The sequence below is a fragment of the Streptomyces sp. B21-105 genome (assembly GCF_036898465.1).
Taxonomy (GTDB): domain Bacteria; phylum Actinomycetota; class Actinomycetes; order Streptomycetales; family Streptomycetaceae; genus Streptomyces.
In genome coordinates, this window is sequence record NZ_JARUMJ010000001.1 from 5,398,384 (window position 1) to 5,415,884 (window position 17,501).

At 72.6% G+C, this 17,501-nt stretch carries 16 protein-coding genes; 12 read left to right on the top strand and 4 right to left on the bottom strand.

What is annotated here, in order from left to right; genetic code table 11:
• Positions 1-63 precede the first annotated feature (63 nt).
• Both QA802_RS24350 and QA802_RS24355 read left to right on the top strand, forming a co-directional pair.
• The gene (locus QA802_RS24350) at positions 64-1,089 is read left to right on the top strand and encodes a permease (protein WP_334526498.1); all 1,026 of its coding nucleotides are present in this window, start codon (positions 64-66) and stop codon (positions 1,087-1,089) included.
• Entirely contained in the window at positions 1,086-1,904 is an 819-nt protein-coding gene (locus tag QA802_RS24355; protein WP_334526500.1) for a TIGR03943 family putative permease subunit, read from the top strand. The genes QA802_RS24350 and QA802_RS24355 overlap by 4 nt, the downstream gene beginning before the upstream one ends.
• 41 nt (positions 1,905-1,945) lie before the next feature.
• Here QA802_RS24355 and QA802_RS24360 read toward each other — a convergent pair whose 3' ends face one another.
• A complete protein-coding gene (locus QA802_RS24360; RefSeq protein WP_334526502.1) occupies positions 1,946-2,767 on the bottom strand; it encodes a DUF6597 domain-containing transcriptional factor in 822 nt (273 codons plus the stop codon).
• A gap of 61 nt (positions 2,768-2,828) precedes the next feature.
• Between QA802_RS24360 and QA802_RS24365 the strand changes: the two genes are divergently transcribed.
• The 6 genes from QA802_RS24365 to QA802_RS24390 all read left to right on the top strand — a co-directional run bounded on the left by QA802_RS24365 (position 2,829) and on the right by QA802_RS24390 (position 10,614).
• The gene (locus tag QA802_RS24365; RefSeq protein ID WP_334526505.1) at positions 2,829-3,455 is read left to right on the top strand and encodes a TIGR03086 family metal-binding protein; all 627 of its coding nucleotides are present in this window, start codon (positions 2,829-2,831) and stop codon (positions 3,453-3,455) included.
• Between the two features lie 95 nt (positions 3,456-3,550).
• Entirely contained in the window at positions 3,551-4,681 is a 1,131-nt protein-coding gene (locus QA802_RS24370) for an LLM class flavin-dependent oxidoreductase (RefSeq protein ID WP_334526508.1), read from the top strand.
• The gene (locus QA802_RS24375) at positions 4,678-5,325 is read left to right on the top strand and encodes an FMN reductase (RefSeq protein WP_334526510.1); all 648 of its coding nucleotides are present in this window, start codon (positions 4,678-4,680) and stop codon (positions 5,323-5,325) included. Before QA802_RS24370 ends, QA802_RS24375 begins: the two co-directional genes overlap by 4 nt.
• A gap of 139 nt (positions 5,326-5,464) precedes the next feature.
• The gene (locus QA802_RS24380; protein WP_334526512.1) at positions 5,465-6,232 is read left to right on the top strand and encodes a response regulator transcription factor; all 768 of its coding nucleotides are present in this window, start codon (positions 5,465-5,467) and stop codon (positions 6,230-6,232) included.
• Positions 6,233-6,261: 29 nt separating this feature from the next.
• Positions 6,262-7,725: a sensor histidine kinase gene (locus QA802_RS24385; protein ID WP_334534856.1), complete on the top strand. Its 1,464-nt coding sequence runs from the start codon at positions 6,262-6,264 to the stop codon at positions 7,723-7,725.
• A gap of 198 nt (positions 7,726-7,923) precedes the next feature.
• The gene (locus QA802_RS24390; protein WP_334526515.1) at positions 7,924-10,614 is read left to right on the top strand and encodes a SpoIIE family protein phosphatase; all 2,691 of its coding nucleotides are present in this window, start codon (positions 7,924-7,926) and stop codon (positions 10,612-10,614) included.
• Positions 10,615-10,633: 19 nt separating this feature from the next.
• Here the strand turns inward: QA802_RS24390 and QA802_RS24395 are convergent, their stop codons facing one another.
• From QA802_RS24395 to QA802_RS24405, 3 genes are all read right to left on the bottom strand, one after another.
• Entirely contained in the window at positions 10,634-11,452 is an 819-nt protein-coding gene (locus QA802_RS24395) for an SAM-dependent methyltransferase (RefSeq protein WP_334526518.1), read from the bottom strand.
• Between the two features lie 412 nt (positions 11,453-11,864).
• Positions 11,865-12,122 carry a hypothetical protein gene (locus QA802_RS24400; protein ID WP_334526521.1) on the bottom strand — a complete coding sequence of 86 codons (258 nt, stop codon included), beginning with the start codon at positions 12,120-12,122 and terminating at the stop codon, positions 11,865-11,867.
• An 82-nt stretch (positions 12,123-12,204) separates the two neighbouring features.
• The gene (locus QA802_RS24405; RefSeq protein WP_334526523.1) at positions 12,205-12,846 is read right to left on the bottom strand and encodes a hypothetical protein; all 642 of its coding nucleotides are present in this window, start codon (positions 12,844-12,846) and stop codon (positions 12,205-12,207) included.
• 394 nt (positions 12,847-13,240) lie between these two features.
• Between QA802_RS24405 and hemL the strand changes: the two genes are divergently transcribed.
• The 4 genes from hemL to QA802_RS24425 all read left to right on the top strand — a co-directional run bounded on the left by hemL (position 13,241) and on the right by QA802_RS24425 (position 17,501).
• Complete coding sequence (hemL, locus tag QA802_RS24410; protein WP_319164179.1) at positions 13,241-14,560, top strand: glutamate-1-semialdehyde 2,1-aminomutase; 1,320 nt, start codon at positions 13,241-13,243, stop codon at positions 14,558-14,560.
• Positions 14,557-15,294 (top strand): histidine phosphatase family protein, encoded by a 738-nt coding sequence (locus QA802_RS24415; protein WP_319164180.1) that lies wholly within the window; start codon positions 14,557-14,559, stop codon positions 15,292-15,294. The genes hemL and QA802_RS24415 overlap by 4 nt, the downstream gene beginning before the upstream one ends.
• Before the next feature lie 205 nt (positions 15,295-15,499).
• Positions 15,500-16,831, top strand: a complete 1,332-nt coding sequence (locus tag QA802_RS24420; protein ID WP_334534858.1) for a polysaccharide deacetylase family protein — start codon at positions 15,500-15,502, stop codon at positions 16,829-16,831.
• A 67-nt stretch (positions 16,832-16,898) separates the two neighbouring features.
• A complete protein-coding gene (locus tag QA802_RS24425; protein WP_334526533.1) occupies positions 16,899-17,501 on the top strand; it encodes a TlpA family protein disulfide reductase in 603 nt (200 codons plus the stop codon).

Genomic DNA, 17,501 nt, shown 5'->3' on the forward strand with positions numbered 1-17,501 from the left:
GCGGGTGTAGGGCGGGTGCGGCAGGAGACGGGCATACGGCCGTCCGGAGCGGGTGCGGATGGGATGGCGGGCGGGGTGGCGGGTGGCCCGGCCGACGGGACGGCGGGCGCTTTCGCGGGGCGGCGCCTGCCGCGGCACTGGCCGCTGTTGCTGCTGGGCGCGGCGGTGGTGCCGGGTGTGCTGCTGGTGGTCGTGGGGCGGTCGCTGGACGAGCCGGCGGTGCAGGCGTGGCGGACGGTGTGTCTGGCCGTGACCGTGCAGGCGCTGCCGTTCCTGCTGTTGGGGACGGCGTTGTCGGGGGCGATCAACGCGTTCGTGCCGGCGAGGGTCTTCCAGCGGATGCTGCCGAAGCGGCCCGCGCTGGCGGTGCCGGTGGCGGGGGCGGCGGGAGTGGTGCTGCCGGGGTGTGAGTGCGCGTCGGTGCCGGTGGCGAACAGTCTGATCGGGCGCGGGGTGACGCCGGCCGCGGCGTTCGCGTTCCTGCTGTCGGCGCCGGCGGTGAACCCGGTGGTGCTGACGGCGACGGCGGTGGCGTTCCCGGGCCGTCCGGAGATGGTGCTGGCGAGGCTGGTGACCTCGCTGGTGACGGCCGCCGCGATGGGCTGGCTGTGGCTCTGGCTCGGGCGGGAGGAGTGGCTGCGGCCGAGGTCGCGGACCGTCGGGCAGGCGGGGCATGTGCCGGGGCACAGCCGTTTCCGGGAGTTCCGGCAGGGTTTCCAGCATGATTTCCTGCACGCCGGGGGTTTCCTGGTGGTGGGGGCGATGGCGGCGGCGACGTTCAACGTGGCGGTGCCGCGTTCGGTGCTGGACACGTTCGCGGGTTCGCCGTGGCTGTCGGTGCTGTTCCTCGCGGCGCTGGCGATCGTGCTGGCGGTGTGCAGTGAGGCCGACGCGTTCGTGGCGGCGTCGCTCAGCGGGTTCTCGCCGGTGGCGCGGCTGACGTTCATGGTGGTGGGGCCGATGGTCGATCTGAAGCTGATCGCGTTGCAGGCGGGGACGTTCGGGCGGGCCTTCGCGGTGCGGTTCTCGGCGGCCACGGCGGTGGTCGCCGTGGTGTGCAGCGCGGTGATCGGAGGTGTGCTGCTGTGAGGCGGTTCGCGCAAGCGGCGTTGCTGGTGCTCAGCGGCCTGGGGCTGCTGCACGCCGCGCTCTTCACCGACCTGTACCTCAACCTGGTGAAGCCGGGCATGCGGCCGCTGCTGATCGCGTCGGGAGTGGTGCTGGTGGCGCTGGGCGTCCTGGCGGCGGCGGAGGCATGGGGCCTGCGGCGGCCTGGCGACGGGCGGGACGGGGGCGAGCGGGACGGGGGCGAGCGGGACGGGGGCGAGCGGGACGAGGGTGAGCGGGACGAGGGTGAGGGCGCGCACGGACACGGGCACGGGCACGATCACTCCCGGGTGCCGCGGGTGGCGTGGCTGCTGTTCCTGCCGGTGCTGAGCCTGCTGTTCTACGCCCCGCCGGCGCTCGGTTCGTACACCGCCTCACGTGAGCCGGCCAAGGCGGTGGCGGTGGAGGAGGACGGGTTCGATCCGCTGCCGTCGACCTCGCCGCTGCCGATCACGCTGACCGACTTCACCCAGCGGGTGCAGCAGGACCGGTCCGGGGCCGTAGGGAAGCGGACGGTGGTGATGACGGGGTTCGTCACGCCGGCCCCGGGCGGGAACGGCTGGTATCTGACCCGGATCGTCGTCAACTGCTGTGCGGCGGACGCGTCGTCGGTGAAAGTGCTGGTCCACGGGGTCGCCGCGCCGAAGGCGGACACCTGGGTGAACGTCACCGGGACCTGGCATCCGGGCGGGACGCTGGGCACGGCGTCGGCGTCGGTCGCGCTGGACGCGCTGAGCGTGACCCAGGCGCCGAAGCCGTCCAACGCGTACATGGACGCACTGCCGCTGACGTCTTGAGACCGCAGGCCGGGCCCGAGGTCCGGGAGGGGCGCGCGGGCCTACGGTGTGCGGGCGGCGTGGGCGTAGGCGGCCGGGGGGAGGCCGACGGTGCTGGTGAAGTCGCGGGCAAGGTGGGCCTGGTCGGCGTAGCCGAGGTCGGCGGCGAGGCCGGCCCAGTCGAGGCCCTGCCGGGTGCCGGCGAGTTCCAGGGCCTCGTGGAGGCGGTACCGGAGGATGGCCCACTTCGGGCTGACGCCGACGTAGGCGGCGAAGAGCCGTTGCAGCGCCCGTACGGAGAGTCCCTCGGCGCGGGCGAGGTCGGCGACGCGGCGCACCGCACGGTCGGCGCGGATCTGCTCGACGAGGCGCATGGCCTGGTCGGCGCGCGGGTCGGGCTCGGGGTCGAGGGAGAGCAGGAAGGCGTCGAGGGCGGCGACCCGGCCGAGGTCGTCGGCGGGGCCGGTCACGGTGCGGGGGGTGTCGCCGCCGGCCCGGGGGAAGACGTCCCGGGCGGGCAGGACGCGGCCGGTCCAGTGCGCGACGGGTTCCGCGGGGGCGTACGGGCGGAAGCCGCCGGGCCGGAACTTCACCCCGCAGACCCGTCCCCGGCCGGTGAGCTTCCTGGTGTAGAGGCCGCGGGCGACGCCGGTCAGCTCACCGTAGGGCGGGCCGTCGGCCTCCTCCCACTGGAAGGTGAGGTTGACGGACGGGTGCGGGACGATGTGGGAGGCGTACGGCTCGGGCAGGTCCCAGTCGATCAGCCAGTACGTCTCGACGTGACGGCGCAGCGGCTCGGCGGGCAGTTGGCGGCGGAACCGCACGCGGGCCAGCAGCCCGGCCGGGTCGACGATCCCGCGGGTGTCGCGGCGGAGGGCGGCCATGCCCGGATCGTACGTCGCGTTTCTTCAAGACGGGCGGCGCCGGTGTCCTTACGGTCGAGGTATGGACATCGACGGCAGCGGCAACGGTATCGGCACCGACGGTCACCGTGGGAGCGCGTACGGCATCGGTGAGCTGCTCGACAGGGCGCGCGAGCGGGCGGAGCCGGTGCTGCGGGGCATCCCGGACGCGGCGTTGGCCGATCCCACGCCTTGCGCGGAGTACGACGTGAAGGCCCTGGTCAACCATCTGTTCCAGGTGGTCGTCCAGTTTCAGCGGCTGGCGGCCAAGGAGGCGTCGGAGTTCGGGGAGGCTCCCGACCGGGTGGGTGCGGGGCCCGACTGGTGCGGGCGGCTGGTGGCGGAGACGGATCTGCTGGTGGCGGCCTGGTCCGAGCCGGGCGCCGAGGAGGGCACGACGGGCGCGATGGACATGCCCGCGCGGCTGGTCGGCTCGATGGCGCTGCTGGATCTGACGGTGCACGTGTGGGATCTGGCGCGGGCCACCGGCCAGGAGTTCCCGGAGGCCGACGAGGCGGTGGTGGCGGAGCTGGCGGGGGCGGTCGCCGTGCTGGAGCCGACGGCCCGGCGGATGGGGGTGTTCGGCGAGGCGGTGGCGGCGGCCGAGGACGCGTCGCCGTTCGAACGGCTGCTCGCACGCACCGGCCGTGATCCGCACTGGAAGGGGTGAGCCAAGAGGGTGGGCCGGCCGCGGGGAATAGCCGTGGGCGGGCCGCCGTTCTCCGGGTATAGTTGAAGCGTCAACAACCTGGAGGGTGAGCGACCATGCAGTTCGGGATCTTCAGCGTCGGCGATGTCACGCCGGACCCCCCCACGGGCCGTACGCCGACCGAGCGCGAACGGATCAAGGCCATGGTCGCGATCGCGCTGAAGGCGGAGGAGGTCGGCCTCGACGTCTTCGCGACCGGCGAGCACCACAACCCGCCGTTCGTGCCCTCGTCCCCGACCACCATGCTCGGCTACATCGCCGCGCGGACCGAGAAGCTGATCCTCTCCACCTCCACCACCCTCATCACCACGAACGACCCGGTGAAGATCGCCGAGGACTTCGCGATGCTCCAGCACCTCGCCGACGGGCGCGTCGACCTGATGATGGGACGCGGCAACACCGGCCCGGTGTATCCCTGGTTCGGCCAGGACATCCGCGAGGGCATCAACCTCGCCATCGAGAACTACGCCCTGCTGCGCAGACTGTGGCGCGAGGACGTCGTCGACTGGGAGGGGAAGTTCCGCACCCCGCTGCAGGGCTTCACCTCCACGCCCCGCCCGCTGGACGACGTGCCGCCGTTCGTCTGGCACGGCTCCATCCGCTCGCCCGAGATCGCCGAGCAGGCCGCGTTCTACGGCGACGGCTTCTTCCACAACAACATCTTCTGGCCGGCCGACCACACCCGGCGGATGGTCGAGCTCTACCGCGCCCGGTACGCGCACTACGGGCACGGCACGCCCGAGCAGGCCATCGTCGGCCTCGGCGGCCAGGTGTTCATGCGGAAGAACTCGCAGGACGCGGTGCGCGAGTTCCGGCCGTACTTCGACAACGCGCCGGTCTACGGGCACGGGCCGTCCCTGGAGGACTTCACCGACCAGACCCCGCTGACCGTGGGCACGCCCGAGCAGGTCATCGAGAAGACCCTGAAGTTCCGCGAGTACGCGGGCGACTACCAGCGTCAGCTGTTCCTGCTGGACCACGCGGGGCTGCCGCTGAAGACCGTGCTGGAGCAGCTCGACCTGCTCGGCGAGGAGGTCGTGCCGGTGCTGCGCGAGGAGTTCGCCGTGGGCCGCCCGGCCGCCGTGCCGGACGCGCCGACCCACGGATCGCTGCTCGCGCAGAAGCGGGCCGAGGAGGCCGGGCAGGCCGACGCGGGCCGGGCGGAGAAGAAGGAGGTCGTGGCATGAAGCTCGTCGTGCTCTCGGCGGGGCTGAGCGTCCCCTCGTCGACCCGGCTGCTGGCCGACCGGCTCGCCGGCGCCGTGCAACGGCACGCGTCCGTCAGCGTCAGGGGCGGCGTCGATGCCGAGGTCGAGGTCGTGGAGCTGCGTGAGCTGGCCGTCGAGATCGCCCACCACTTCACCAACGGCTTCCCCGGACGGCGGCTCGCGGCCGCGCTGGAGGCGGTGACGGCGGCGGACGGACTGATCGCCGTCACCCCGGTGTTCTCCGCGTCCTACAGCGGACTGTTCAAGTCCTTCTTCGACGTCCTCGACCCCGATGCACTGTCCGGAAAGCCGGTGCTGATCGCTGCCACGGGCGGCTCCGCACGCCACTCGCTGGTGCTGGAGCACGCCCTGCGGCCGCTCTTCTCCCACCTGCACGCCGTCGTCGTCCCGACCGGTGTCTACGCGGCCTCGGAGGACTGGGGCGCGCAGGGCCTGCCGGAGCGGATCGAGCGCGCGGCGGGCGAACTGGCCACGCTGATGGCAGGACTGTCGGCGCCCGCGCCCGCGTCGCCTCCGGAACCGGCGAAGGCCGGCCAGGGCCAGGAGGCCGGGTTCACCGTGACGCCGTTCGCCGACCAGCTGGCGGCCCTGGCCGCCCGGTGACCGCCCGGACCGCTCACGCCGCCGGCGAGCGCTGAGTCCGCTGACCTCCTGAGCGCCCGACGGTGAGAGCCGAGTAAGAAGGGTGACTCCACGACCGTCCCCCCGGCCCAACCGTCGAAGGCCAGGGCAGACTGGGCAGGTGCCTCCCACCGTGCTGCTCGCCGAAGACGACCGTGCCATCCGCAACGCCCTGGAACGCGCCCTGTCCCTGGAGGGCTACCGGGTCACCGCGGTCGCCGACGGGGTCGAGGCGCTGGCGCAGGCCCACCGGAACCCGCCGGACGTGCTCGTCCTCGACGTGATGATGCCCGGGATCGACGGCCTCCAGGTCTGCCGGGTGCTGCGCGCCGAGGGCGACCGGACGCCCGTCCTGATGCTGACCGCGCTGGTGGAGACCGCCGACCGGATCGCCGGACTGGACGCGGGCGCCGACGACTACGTCGTCAAGCCGTTCGACGTCGAGGAGGTCTTCGCCCGGCTGCGGGCGCTGCTGCGCCGGACCAGCCCCGACCCTGCCGCGCCCGCCGCGCCCGCCGTGCCTGCCGCGCCCGCGGCGGCCGCAGTCCCCGCCGCGCCCGTCCCGGACGTCCCGACGCCGGCGTCCGAGCGCCAGGTGGAGGCCGCCGGGCTGCGCATGGACCCGCAGGCACGACGGGCCTGGCGGGACGGACGGGAGCTGGAGCTCACCCGCACCGAGTTCGAGCTGCTGGAACTGCTGGTGCGCAACGCCGGGATAGTCCTGGACCACTCCACGATCTACGACCGCATCTGGGGCTACGACTTCGGTCCCGGCTCCAAGAATCTCGCCGTCTACGTCGGCTACCTGCGCCGCAAGCTCGACCACCCCGGCGCCCCGCAGCTGATCCACACCGTGCGCGGCGTGGGTTACGTGCTGCGCGAGGACTGAGGGGCGCGCGGGTGAGCCGTCAGCGCCCGATGCTGCGCCGGCTGCTGCCCCCGTTCCTGTCCCGGCCGCGGCCCAAGCTGGTGTCGCTGCGCACCACGCTCGCGGTGTCCTTCGCGGCGGTGACCGCCGCCGTCACCGTCCTCGTCGGCGTCCTGTCCTACTCGGCGGCCGCCCGGCTGGTCCGGGTCGACCAGGAGTCGGTGTTCGACGAGGTCGTGCAGGACCTGCGGGACGAGGTGCGCGACCAGCGGATGGCGCCGGAGGACTTCTCCTCGGCCGAGCCCGGGCACGACATCGTGCGGCCCGCCCGTACGGACGTGCAGGTGCTCGGCCCGGACGGGACGGTCGTGGACGGCGGCACACCAGGGCTGCCGGTGGTGGCCGCCGACCGCGCGGTGGCGGGCGCCGCCGACGCCGGGGCGATGGCCGAGCACAAGGACGTGGACGTCGGCAGCGACGTCTACCGCATCGCGACCGTCTCGCTCGGCGACGGGCGGGGCGCGGTCCAGGTGGCGCAGGAGTTCAGCGACACCGAGGACCTGCTGCGGGCGCTCCAGCAGCGCACACTGATCCTGATGGCCGCGGTCGTGACGGCCGCGGGGCTGTTCGGCTGGTGGCTGGCCCGGCGCATCACCCACCGCCTGGTGATCCTCACCACCGCCGCCGAGAGCGTCGCCCGCACCCGGCAGCTCGGCGTGCAGGTGCCCGTCACCGGCCACGACGAGGTGGGCCGACTGGGCCGCGCGTTCGACCGCATGCTGGGCCGGCTCGCTCAGTCGGAGGAGGACCAGCGGCGGCTCGTCCAGGACGCGGGGCACGAACTGCGCACGCCGCTGACCTCGCTGCGGACCAACATCTCCCTGCTGCACCGCATCGACGAACTGCCGCCGGACGTCCGCGACGAGCTGGTGGCGGACCTCGGCCAGGAGGCCCGGGAGCTGACCGACCTGGTCAACGAGCTCGTCGACCTCGCGGCCGGCCAGTCCGACGCCGAGCCGCCGCGCAAGCTGGACCTCGCCGACCTCGCCGAGGAGGTGGCGGCCCTCGCCCGGCGCCGCACCGGGCGGCAGATCGTGCTCCGGGCGCACGGCGACACCAGCTCCTACGGGCGGCCGGGGATGCTCCAGCGGGCGGTGTCGAACCTCGTGGAGAACGCCACCAAGTTCGACCGGGAGAGCCGTGCGCCCGTCGAGATCGCCGTCACCGGTCCCGCCCGGCCGGGCGTCGTCCGCGTCGAGGTCCTCGACCGCGGGCCCGGCATCGCCGACGCCGACCTGACACGCGTCTTCGACCGCTTCTACCGCGCAGCCGACGCGCGCTCCCGGCCCGGATCCGGCCTCGGGCTGTCCATCGTGCGCGAGGTGGCGCTGGCCCACGGCGGCGCGCCGTTCGCCGCGCGCCGCGCGGGCGGCGGCTCGGTGATCGGCTTCACCGTGAGCGGAGGCCTGCCGGAGGGCCGGCGCGACGCGGAAGGACCACCGGACGGGGCGTGAGCGGCACGGGATGACCGGCGGTGGGGTGCCCGGTGACGGTGACCGGCGACGGGGTGAGAGACGGTGGAGTGACCGGCGACGGTGTGACCGGCGGTGGGGCGGTCGCGGTCCCGGCGTTCTCACGGAAGTGCGAGCGATCCCGTGTAGCGCGTATTTGCCGGGGAATGATACGGATTGCGTATTCCGCGGGAGAGTGAGATGAGCGAGGCATCGGACGCCGCCGGCGAGGTGCTCACCGCGCGGGTCACCGTCGACGAACAGGGCGCTGTCACCGGCTGGAACACGGGCGCGGCACGGCTGCTGGGCTACGCCCCGGAGGAGGCCGTCGGCCGCCCGGCCGCAACGCTGCTCGCCCGCACCCCGACCGCCCCGGACGCCCCGGCCCCACCTCGGCCCCGACCCCCGGCGGACGAATCATCCCCGGCCGACGCGCCCTCCGCCGGCCCGCGCCGCCCGCCCGGCCCGCGCCCGATCGCCACGCCACCCGCCGACCCGCGCCCGACCAGGGCACCGCCGCCCACAGGATCGCAGCTCCCGAACCCCTCAGACGCGCCCCTCCCGGACCCCGCAGGCACGCCCGCCACCGGCCTGCCCCCCACCAACCCGCCTCCGCTCACCCGGGCCGCCCTCGCGGACCTGCCGCGGTGGCACGGGGTGCTCGTCCTGCGGCATCGGGACGGTCGTGCCGTGGAGGCCAGGGTCGTCGCACATCACCGGATCGGGGACGACGGCGTCCGCGACTGGCTGCTGGTCTGCGCGGTGCCCGGGTCGCCGAACGGATCGCCGTCCCGGCCCCAGGCTGACGAGGACGCGCTCGCGCGGTGGGGTTTCGTCGACTCCCCCTGCTGCGCGACCTCGGTGCACGACACGGACCTGCGCTTCTGCCGGTCCAACCGGGCCGCACAGCGCGCGCTCGGCCTGGGCGAGGAGTATCTGTGCGGCCTGCGGATCACCGACGTCCTGCCCACGGCGTCCGCGCAGGACGTCGAGCGGATGATGCGGCGGACGCTGGAGACCGGCGAGCCGCGGCACCTGGAGGACGTCGCGCGGGCCCCCGGCGAGAGCCGGCAGCACGCCTGGGCGGTCGATCTCTACCGGGTGCAGGACGAGGACGGCCGGATCCTCGGCGTGGCGCTCACCGGGCACGACATGACGGAGCAGCACCGCGCCCGTGAGCGCCTCCAGCTGATCGCCGAGGCCAGCACCCGGATCGGCAGCACCCTCGACGTGACCCGGACGGCACAGGAGCTGGCGGACGTGGCGGTGCCGGGGCTGGCCGACTTCCTCAGCGTCGACCTGCTGACCTCGTTCGAGGCGGGGCAGGAGGAGACCACGACCGGCGGGCCCCTGCCGCTGCGCCGGGTCGCCCACCGGTCGGTGCTGCCGGGCGCCCCGGAGGCCGTCCTCCAGCCGGGCGACGTCGACGTGTACCCGGAGAGCTCGCCGCCGGCCGAGAGCCTGCGCACGGGACGGGCCGTGCGCCGTCAGGTGACCGAGTCCGCCATCGCCGCCTGGGTCGCCGGGGACCCGGTGCGCACGGCCCGCATCCGGGACTTCGGTCTCCACTCGGTGATCGCCGTCCCCCTGACGGCGCGCGGTACCGCGCTGGGCGTCGCCGTCCTCGTCCGGCACCGGCGTCCGGAACCGTTCCAGCACGACGACGTGGTGCTGGCCGAGGAACTCGCGGCCAAGGCGGCGGTCTGCATCGACAACGCCTGGCGTTACACCCGCGAGCGCCGCACGGCCGTCACCCTGCAGCGCAGCCTGCTGCCGCAGCGGCTGCCCGAGCAGTCCGCGATGGAGATCGCCTCCCGCTATCTGCCGGCCGACGCGCGCGCCGGGGTGGGCGGCGACTGGTTCGACGTCATCCCGCTGTCGGGCGCCCGGGTCGCGCTCGTCGTCGGCGACGTCGTGGGCCACGGCATCCACGCCTCGGCGACCATGGGACGGCTGCGCACGGCCGTGCGCACCCTCGCCGACATCGACCTGCCGCCCGGCGAACTGCTCACCCACCTCGACGACCTGGTCGGCCGGCTGGCCACCGAGGCCGACACGCTCGGCGACGAGGGGACCGCGGGCGACGTCGGGGCGACCTGCCTGTACGCCGTGTACGACCCGGTCACGCGCCGCTGCACGCTGGCCAGGGCCGGGCATCCGCTGCCCGCCGTGGCGCGGCCGGACGGCACGGTGGAACTGCTGCCGCTTCCCGCGGGGCCCCCGCTCGGCCTGGGCGGGCTGCCGTTCGAGGCGCTCGAGACGGAACTGCCCGAGGGCAGCATGCTCGCCCTCTACACCGACGGCCTCATCACCTCCCGGTCCCGCGACAGCGACGTCGACGTCGGCGCCGCCCGCCTGTGCCGCGCGCTGACCGCTCCGGCGGCCTCCCTGGACGTCATGTGCGACGCGGTCCTCGACAGCCTGCTGCCCCGGACGCCCACCGACGACGTGGCGCTCCTCCTCGCCCGCACCCGGGTGCTGGACGCCTCCCGCGTCGCGACCTGGGACGTGGACTCCGACCCGGCCGCGGTCGCCGACGCCCGCAAGAAAGCGGTCGGCCGCCTGGCGGACTGGGGGCTCGCAGACGCCGCGTTCGTCACCGAGCTGATCGTGAGCGAGCTGGTCACCAACGCCATCCGGCACGGCGAACCGCCCGTCCATCTGCGGCTCATCCATGACCGCACCCTTGTCTGCGAGGTCAGCGACGGCGGCGGCACGGCGCCCCACATGCGCCGCGCCCGCACCTACGACGAGGGAGGCCGCGGCCTGCTGCTGGTCGCCCAGCTGTCCCGGCGCTGGGGCGCCCGCCCGGGAACCAAGGGCAAGACGATCTGGGCGGAGCAGGACATCGAGCAACCGGAGGGCGACCCCCCGATCCCCCACTGGCACTGAGCCCGCGCCCCTGCCCCCGTCAGGTGTCCTTGCGGGCCACTCCGCCGTACATGCCGATGGGCGGGGTGTCCGGTGCGGGCGGCTCGTCGGGACGCCACTGCGGGACCAGGACCACGCCCGGGTCGAGCAGGGTGAAGTCCCCGAAGAAGTCCAGGACGCGGGAGTGGCTGCGGGGGTTCATGGTGGCGGTCGCGCCCTTGTAGATCGCGGCCGCCTCCTTGCGCCCGTCCGCGTGGAGGTCGCCCGTCGCGTGGGACAGCACCAGGTACGAACCGGCGGGCAGCGCGTCACGGAGTTCGGCGACGACGGCGTCCGGGTCCTCCGCCTCGGTGACGAAGTGCAGGACGGCCACCAGCAGCAGGGCCACCGGCCGGTCGAAGTCGATCACCCGGCGCACGTCCGGGTGGTCGAGGACGGCCCGGGGGTCGCGCAGGTCGGCCAGGACGACGGAGGTGTCGGCGGCGTCGTCCACGAGGGTCATGGAGTGGGTGCTGACGATCGGGTCGTTGTCGACGTAGGCGACGCGCGTCCCGGGTGCGACGGCCCGCGCGACCTGGTGCACGTTGGGCTCGGTCGGCAGACCCGTGCCGATGTCGAGGATCTGCCGGATGCCGCCCTCCGCGACGACATGACGCACGGCGCGGTGCAGGAAGCTCCGGTTGGCCCGCACGGCCACCCGGACCTCGGGCGCCGCCTTGATGAACTGCTCGGCGGCCGCCTGATCGACCTCGTAGTTGTCCTTCCCGCCGAGGAAGTAGTCGTACATCCGGGCGGGGTGCGGCTTGCTCGTGTCGATCCGCAGAGAGGGACCGCCGTCGCCGCCGAGGGCAGAGGACATGGCGCAGGACTCCGTCCATGAGTGACTGTCGGATCGTCATCCTGACACGCCCCGCCCCGCCCCACCGTCACCGCCACCCCGGCCCACCGCCTGCGCCTGAACACGCCGACCACAATGGCGAGTTGCCCCAAGAGGACAATCCCGTCGGCGCCGGAAGCCGCCGCACAGCCGGACGAGGCAGTAGGGCTGGTGGCTGATTGCTGCTCGAACGCGCAGTCCTGACTCCCTGCGACGGGGCTCACCGCCCTCACCCGTGGGCGCAGAGCCCTGTGCAAGCCCATCGCTTCAGCGGCGACGGGGAGTCGACCGGCAGGCACTCCTACTTTCCGCCCCCTGGCGTCCCGCCGCGGTGTACCCAGTAGAGCGTGCCGTCCATCTCCGCCCATCTCCGCCAGGGTCGAGGCGGAGACACTCAGGTGGTCGGCGAAGGCCACCGCCGGGCTCCAGCCCTTCTGGGTCGTGTAGACCGCCCGCCACAGGTTCTGGTCGTCCGGTTCGCTCTCGGTGTCGGCAGCCCCAGCAGAACGGGCCCGCCCGATGCCGCCGGGTCGATCCGGCCGATCTTGGCTTTGGCGCCGGCGAGGCTGACACGGAGCCCCTCGCGCTCGCCGAGCCGGCCTTCACGCTCGGCTTCGGCGATCCGGTCGAGCAGGTTTTCGCGGATCTCCACGAGCCGGCCCCGATGGGCGCTGCCTTCCTGAGACAGCCGGCGAGGCCCCCAAGGCCTCGCCCGGGTTACACGAGACGGTGGGTCACGGCCAGACGAGGCAGTAGGGCTGGTGGCCTGCCTCGTGCAGACGGTGGCTGAAGTCCTGCCATTCGTGCAGGAGTTGGTACACGTTGTAGGCGTCGCGGGGGCCGCCGCGGTCGGGGACCGTCGACCAGATGAAGGCGGCCGCGCCGACCGCTTCCTCGCCGATGTCCCGCAGCGGGTCGACGACGGTCATGGGGAGTTTCACGACGGCGTAGTCCGGGTGGAGGACGACCAGTTCCAGCGGGGGCACCTTGTGCAGGGGGACGCCTTCGATGCCGGTCAGGACCATCGCGGCCATCGTCTCCGGCTTGATCTTGGTGAACATGCCGTTCATGCCGAGCTCGTCGCCGCCGAGCTCTTCGGGGCGCATCGAGATCGGGACGCGGGCCGCCGTGGCGCCGTCCGGCGCGCCGAAGTACTTGTACGTCACCCCCACTCGACCACCATTCCTGCTTCCCGCCTCGAGACGATCGACCTGGCCGACCCGTCGGTCGACCCGCTCGGACTCGCTCGGCGCGCCTTGTGCCTGCGTCTGTCGCGCTTCGCCGCTTTCCTCCACGTTGCGCCGGTGCCTGCCCCGCCGGGCACGTCGAGGACCCAGGTCGTCAGTCCCCTCGCCCAGTCCGCCACCGCGATGCATATCTCCACCCGACTGCTTTTCTAGGACGCGCCGGCGCCGCCGCGCAACCCGATCATCGTGTCAGTGACCTCCCCCACGGCCGCCCGCCGAAACGTGCGGTGAAACACCTGTCCGCAGGAAACTCGCAGTCCCTCGACACACGGTCGGTGAGATCTACGTCTGTCAGGCCCGTTACGACTCAGTTTCGCAGATGGTGAGGGGGTCGGCGGAGCCACGTGCGCCACGGCCGGCCCGTGGAAGGGGGCCGCGGTCGTGGCACGGGCCCTGACCGGTACGTAGCCGTCGCGGCTGGTCACGGCACGCCCCGTGGGCCCCGGCCCCCGCTGGCCTACCCTGGGAGGTCACTGGCAACCGGAGTCCAGCAAGTCGGAGAAGGTCGGAGAAGTCGCAGGTCATGAGCGAACTGCCCTATTCATACGATGCGCCCGTCTCGCAGGCGCTGTTCGACCGTGCGTCCGTCGTCACGCCGGGCGGCGTGAACTCGCCGGTGCGCGCGTTCCGCGCCGTGGGCGGCACACCGAGGTTCATGGTGTCCGGCGCCGGCCCGTATCTGACGGACGCCGACGGGCGGGAGTACGTCGACCTGGTCTGCTCCTGGGGACCCATGATCCTCGGGCACTCGCACCCCGAGGTGATCGCCGCCGTGCAGGAGGCCGTCACCCGCGGCACCTCCTTCGGCACGCCCGGTGAGGGCGAGGTCGCGCTCGCCGAGGAGATCGTGGCGCGGGTCGCGCCCGTCGACCAGGTGCGCCTGGTGTCCAGCGGCACCGAGGCCACCATGTCGGCCATCCGGCTCGCCCGCGGCTTCACCCGCCGCACCAAGGTGATCAAGTTCGCCGGCTGCTACCACGGGCACGTCGACTCGCTCCTCGCGGCGGCGGGCAGCGGGGTCGCCACCTTCGCCCTGCCCGACACCCCGGGCGTCACCGGCGCGCAGGCCGGCGACACGATCGTCCTGCCGTACAACGACCTGGAAGCCGTGCAGGAGGCCTTCCACCGGCATCCCGGTGAGATCGCCTGCGTGATCACCGAGGCCTCGCCGGGCAATATGGGCGTCGTCCCGCCGCTGCCCGGGTTCAACCAGGGGCTCAAGGACGCCTGCCGGGCCAACGGCGCGCTGTTCGTCTCCGACGAGGTGATGACGGGCTTCCGCACCAGCCGCTCCGGGTGGTTCGGGATCGACGGGGTCACGCCCGACCTGATGACCTTCGGCAAGGTCATGGGCGGCGGCTTCCCGGCCGCGGCGTTCGGCGGGCGGGCCGACGTCATGGCGCACCTCGCGCCCGCCGGGCCCGTCTACCAGGCCGGCACGCTCTCCGGGAACCCGGTCGCCACCGCGGCCGGTCTGGCCCAGCTGCGGCTCCTCGACGACGCCGCGTACGCCAAGGTGAACGAGGTCTCCACGCAGATCCAGTCGCTGGTGTCGGAGGCGCTGACCAAGGAAGGCGTCGCGCACACGCTGCAGAGCGCATCCAACATGTTCTCCGTCTTCTTCACGGACCGTCCCGTCCGCGACTACGACGACGCCAAGGCGCAGGAGTCGTTCCGCTTCACCGCCTTCTTCCACTCGCTGCTGGCGAACGGCGTCTACCTGCCGCCGTCGTCCTTCGAGTCCTGGTTCGTGTCCACGGCCCACGACGACACGGCCGTCCAGAGAATCGCCGACGCCCTCCCGGCGGCGGCCCGAGCGGCTGCGGAGGCCACGGCGGAATGAGCACCTTGGGGAATTTCGAGAATTTCGAGAAGAACGGCGCCGCTCAGGACATCACCGTCGTCCACGTCATGCGGCACGGCGAGGTGCACAACCCCGACGGCGTGCTCTACGGCCGTCTCGACGGCTACCACCTCTCCGAGCTGGGCCGGCAGATGGCCGACCGGGTCGCCGAGCACCTCGCCTCCCGCGACGTCACGCACGTCGTCGCCTCGCCGCTGGAGCGGGCGCAGGAGACGGCGACCCCCATCGCGAAGGCGCACGGGCTCGACCTGGCCACCGACGCGCGGCTCCTGGAGGCCGAGAACGTCTTCCAGGGCAAGACGTTCGGGGTGGGGGACGGGGCGCTGCGCCGGCCGGAGAACTGGAAGCACCTCGTCAACCCGTTCAAGCCGTCCTGGGGCGAGCCCTACGTCGACCAGGTCGTGCGGATGATGGGCGCGCTGGACGCGGCGAAGGACGCGGCCCGCGGGCACGAGGCCGTGCTGGTCAGCCATCAGCTGCCGATCTGGATCGTGCGGTCCTACGTCGAGCGGCGGCGGCTGTGGCACGACCCGCGCAAGCGGCAGTGCACGCTCGCTTCACTGACGACGTTCACGTACCAGGGCGACCGGATCATGTCGGTCGGGTACACCGAACCCGCCCTCGACCTGGTGCCGGCGCACCTGCGCGCCGGAGCCAAGCCGGTGCAGGGCAAGGGTGCGGGCACGGGTCAGGGCAAGGCCTTCGGTGCGTAACGGGTGATGACGGGGTGTTGTGGGGGATTACGGGTGATTGCGGTTGGTGAGAGGCCTGTCCGGTCGGGTACTTCCGCCCGGACGGTCCGGTCGCCTGGCTGAAATCCCCCTTCTGTTACCGAATCCGGAACTATCGGCGGAACCCTGTCGTTCATCATGTCCTCTGAATGGGTGACCACCTGAGGATCTGATGAACGAGGACGCCATGCGCACGATCACCCGAAGGGGAGCACTCGGACTCGGGGCCGGAGCCGCTGCCGCGGCCGGACTCGCCGGCTGCGGCAGCCTCACCAGTTCGGACGAACCCTCCTCCGGTGGTTCCGGTTCCGGGAAGAAGGGCGCCAAGGACGGCGGCTCCGGCAGCCCCCGTCCGAAGTCCACCACCCGCCCCCTCGGCGACGGTTCCACCTCCTTCACCGGCAAGCAGCCCCACCAGCCGGCGGGGCCGGTGCCGCTCCAGCCCGGCGAGGAGCCGCCGCAGTTCGTCGTCTTCTCCTGGGACGGCGCGGGCGAGGTCGGAAACGGACTCTTCAACCGTTTCCTCGACCTTGCCAAGGCGCACGGCGCGAGCATGACCTTCTTCCTCTCCGGGCTGTATCTGCTGCCCGAGTCCAAGAAGCGGCTCTACGACCCGCCGAACAACCCCCGCGGGGCCTCCGACATCGGCTATCTCACCGACGAGCACGTCAAGATGACGCTCGCGGGAGTGCGCCGCGCCTGGCTCGAGGGGCACGAGATAGGCACCCACTTCAACGGTCACTTCTGCGGCGAGGGCCGCGGCTCGGTCGGCAAGTGGACGCCGGCGCAGTGGCGCAGCGAGATCGACCAGGCGAAGAAGTTCGTGATGGAGTGGCGGACCAACACCGGCTGGACCGACCTGCCCGCGCTGCCCTTCGACTACGACAAGGAACTCGTCGGCGGCCGCACGCCCTGTCTGCTCGGCCAGGACAACCTGCTGCCCACCGCCCGCGCCCTCGGCTGGCGCTACGACGCCTCCTCGCCGGGCGGCCGCCAGGTGTGGCCGAGGAAGAAGGACGGCATCTGGGACCTGCCGTTGCAGCAGATACCGTTTCCGGGACGCCGCTTCGAGGTCCTCTCGATGGACTACAACATGCTCGCCAACCAGTCGATCAACTCGACCAAGGCGCCCGCCCACAACTACCCCGGCTGGCGGCAGCAGTCCGCCCAGGCGTACATCCAGGGATTCAAGCGGGCATTCGAGACGAACCGGGCACCCTTCTTCGTCGGCAATCACTTCGAGCAGTGGAACGGCGGCATCTACATGGACGCCGTCGAGGAGGCCTTCAAGCACATCGCGCGCGAGAAGGAGAAGGGCGCGGACGTGCGCATCGTCTCCTTCCGGCAGTTCGTGGACTGGATCGACGTCCAAAAGCCCGAGGTGCTCGAGAAGCTGCGCACCCTCGAGGTCGGACAGCAGCCGGCCGGTGGCTGGAAGACGTTCCTGGCCGCGACCCCGAAGACGCCGAAGTCGCCGACGGCTCCGAAGTCGCCGACGGGCTCCGCGTCTGCCGCCTGAAATGCGGTTCTCTCCCCACAAAGGGGGGTGCGCAAGATCCCCAGAACGGCCATGCGAAACTTTTCACATGAGTGCCGCCTGGATCCGTCCGCGCCGCCCCGCAGTCCTCGGCGCGGGTGCCGTCGTCGCAGCGTTGCTGCTGTCCGCCTGCGGCTCCGGCGGCACGTCGGGCGGGGGCGGCGGCACCAACTTCGTCCTGGGCAAGGACGGCATCTCCACCGCCGAGAAGGGTGAGCGGGCGCAGGTCCCCGACCTCTCCGGCGAGACCGTCGCGGGCAAGCAACTGGACATCGCGTCCTTCAAGGGCAAGATCGTCGTCCTGAACGTGTGGGGCTCCTGGTGTGCCCCGTGCCGCGCCGAGGCGCCCAACTTCGAGAAGGTCTCCAAGGACCTCCAGGGCAAGGGCGTCCAGTTCGTCGGCATCAACGTCGCCGACCCCCAGGTGCGCAGCGCCCTCGCCTTCGAGGAGCAGTTCGGCGTCACCTACCCCAGCCTGTACGACCCCAGCAGCAAGCTGATCCTCCGCTTCCGCAAGGGCACGCTCAGCCCGCAGGCGATCCCCTCCACGCTCGTCGTCGACCGGGAAGGGAAGATCGCCGCCCGCTCGCTGGCCGCGCTCAGCGAGGAGAAACTGCGCAAGATGATCGCCCCGATCCTCGCGGAGAAGTGA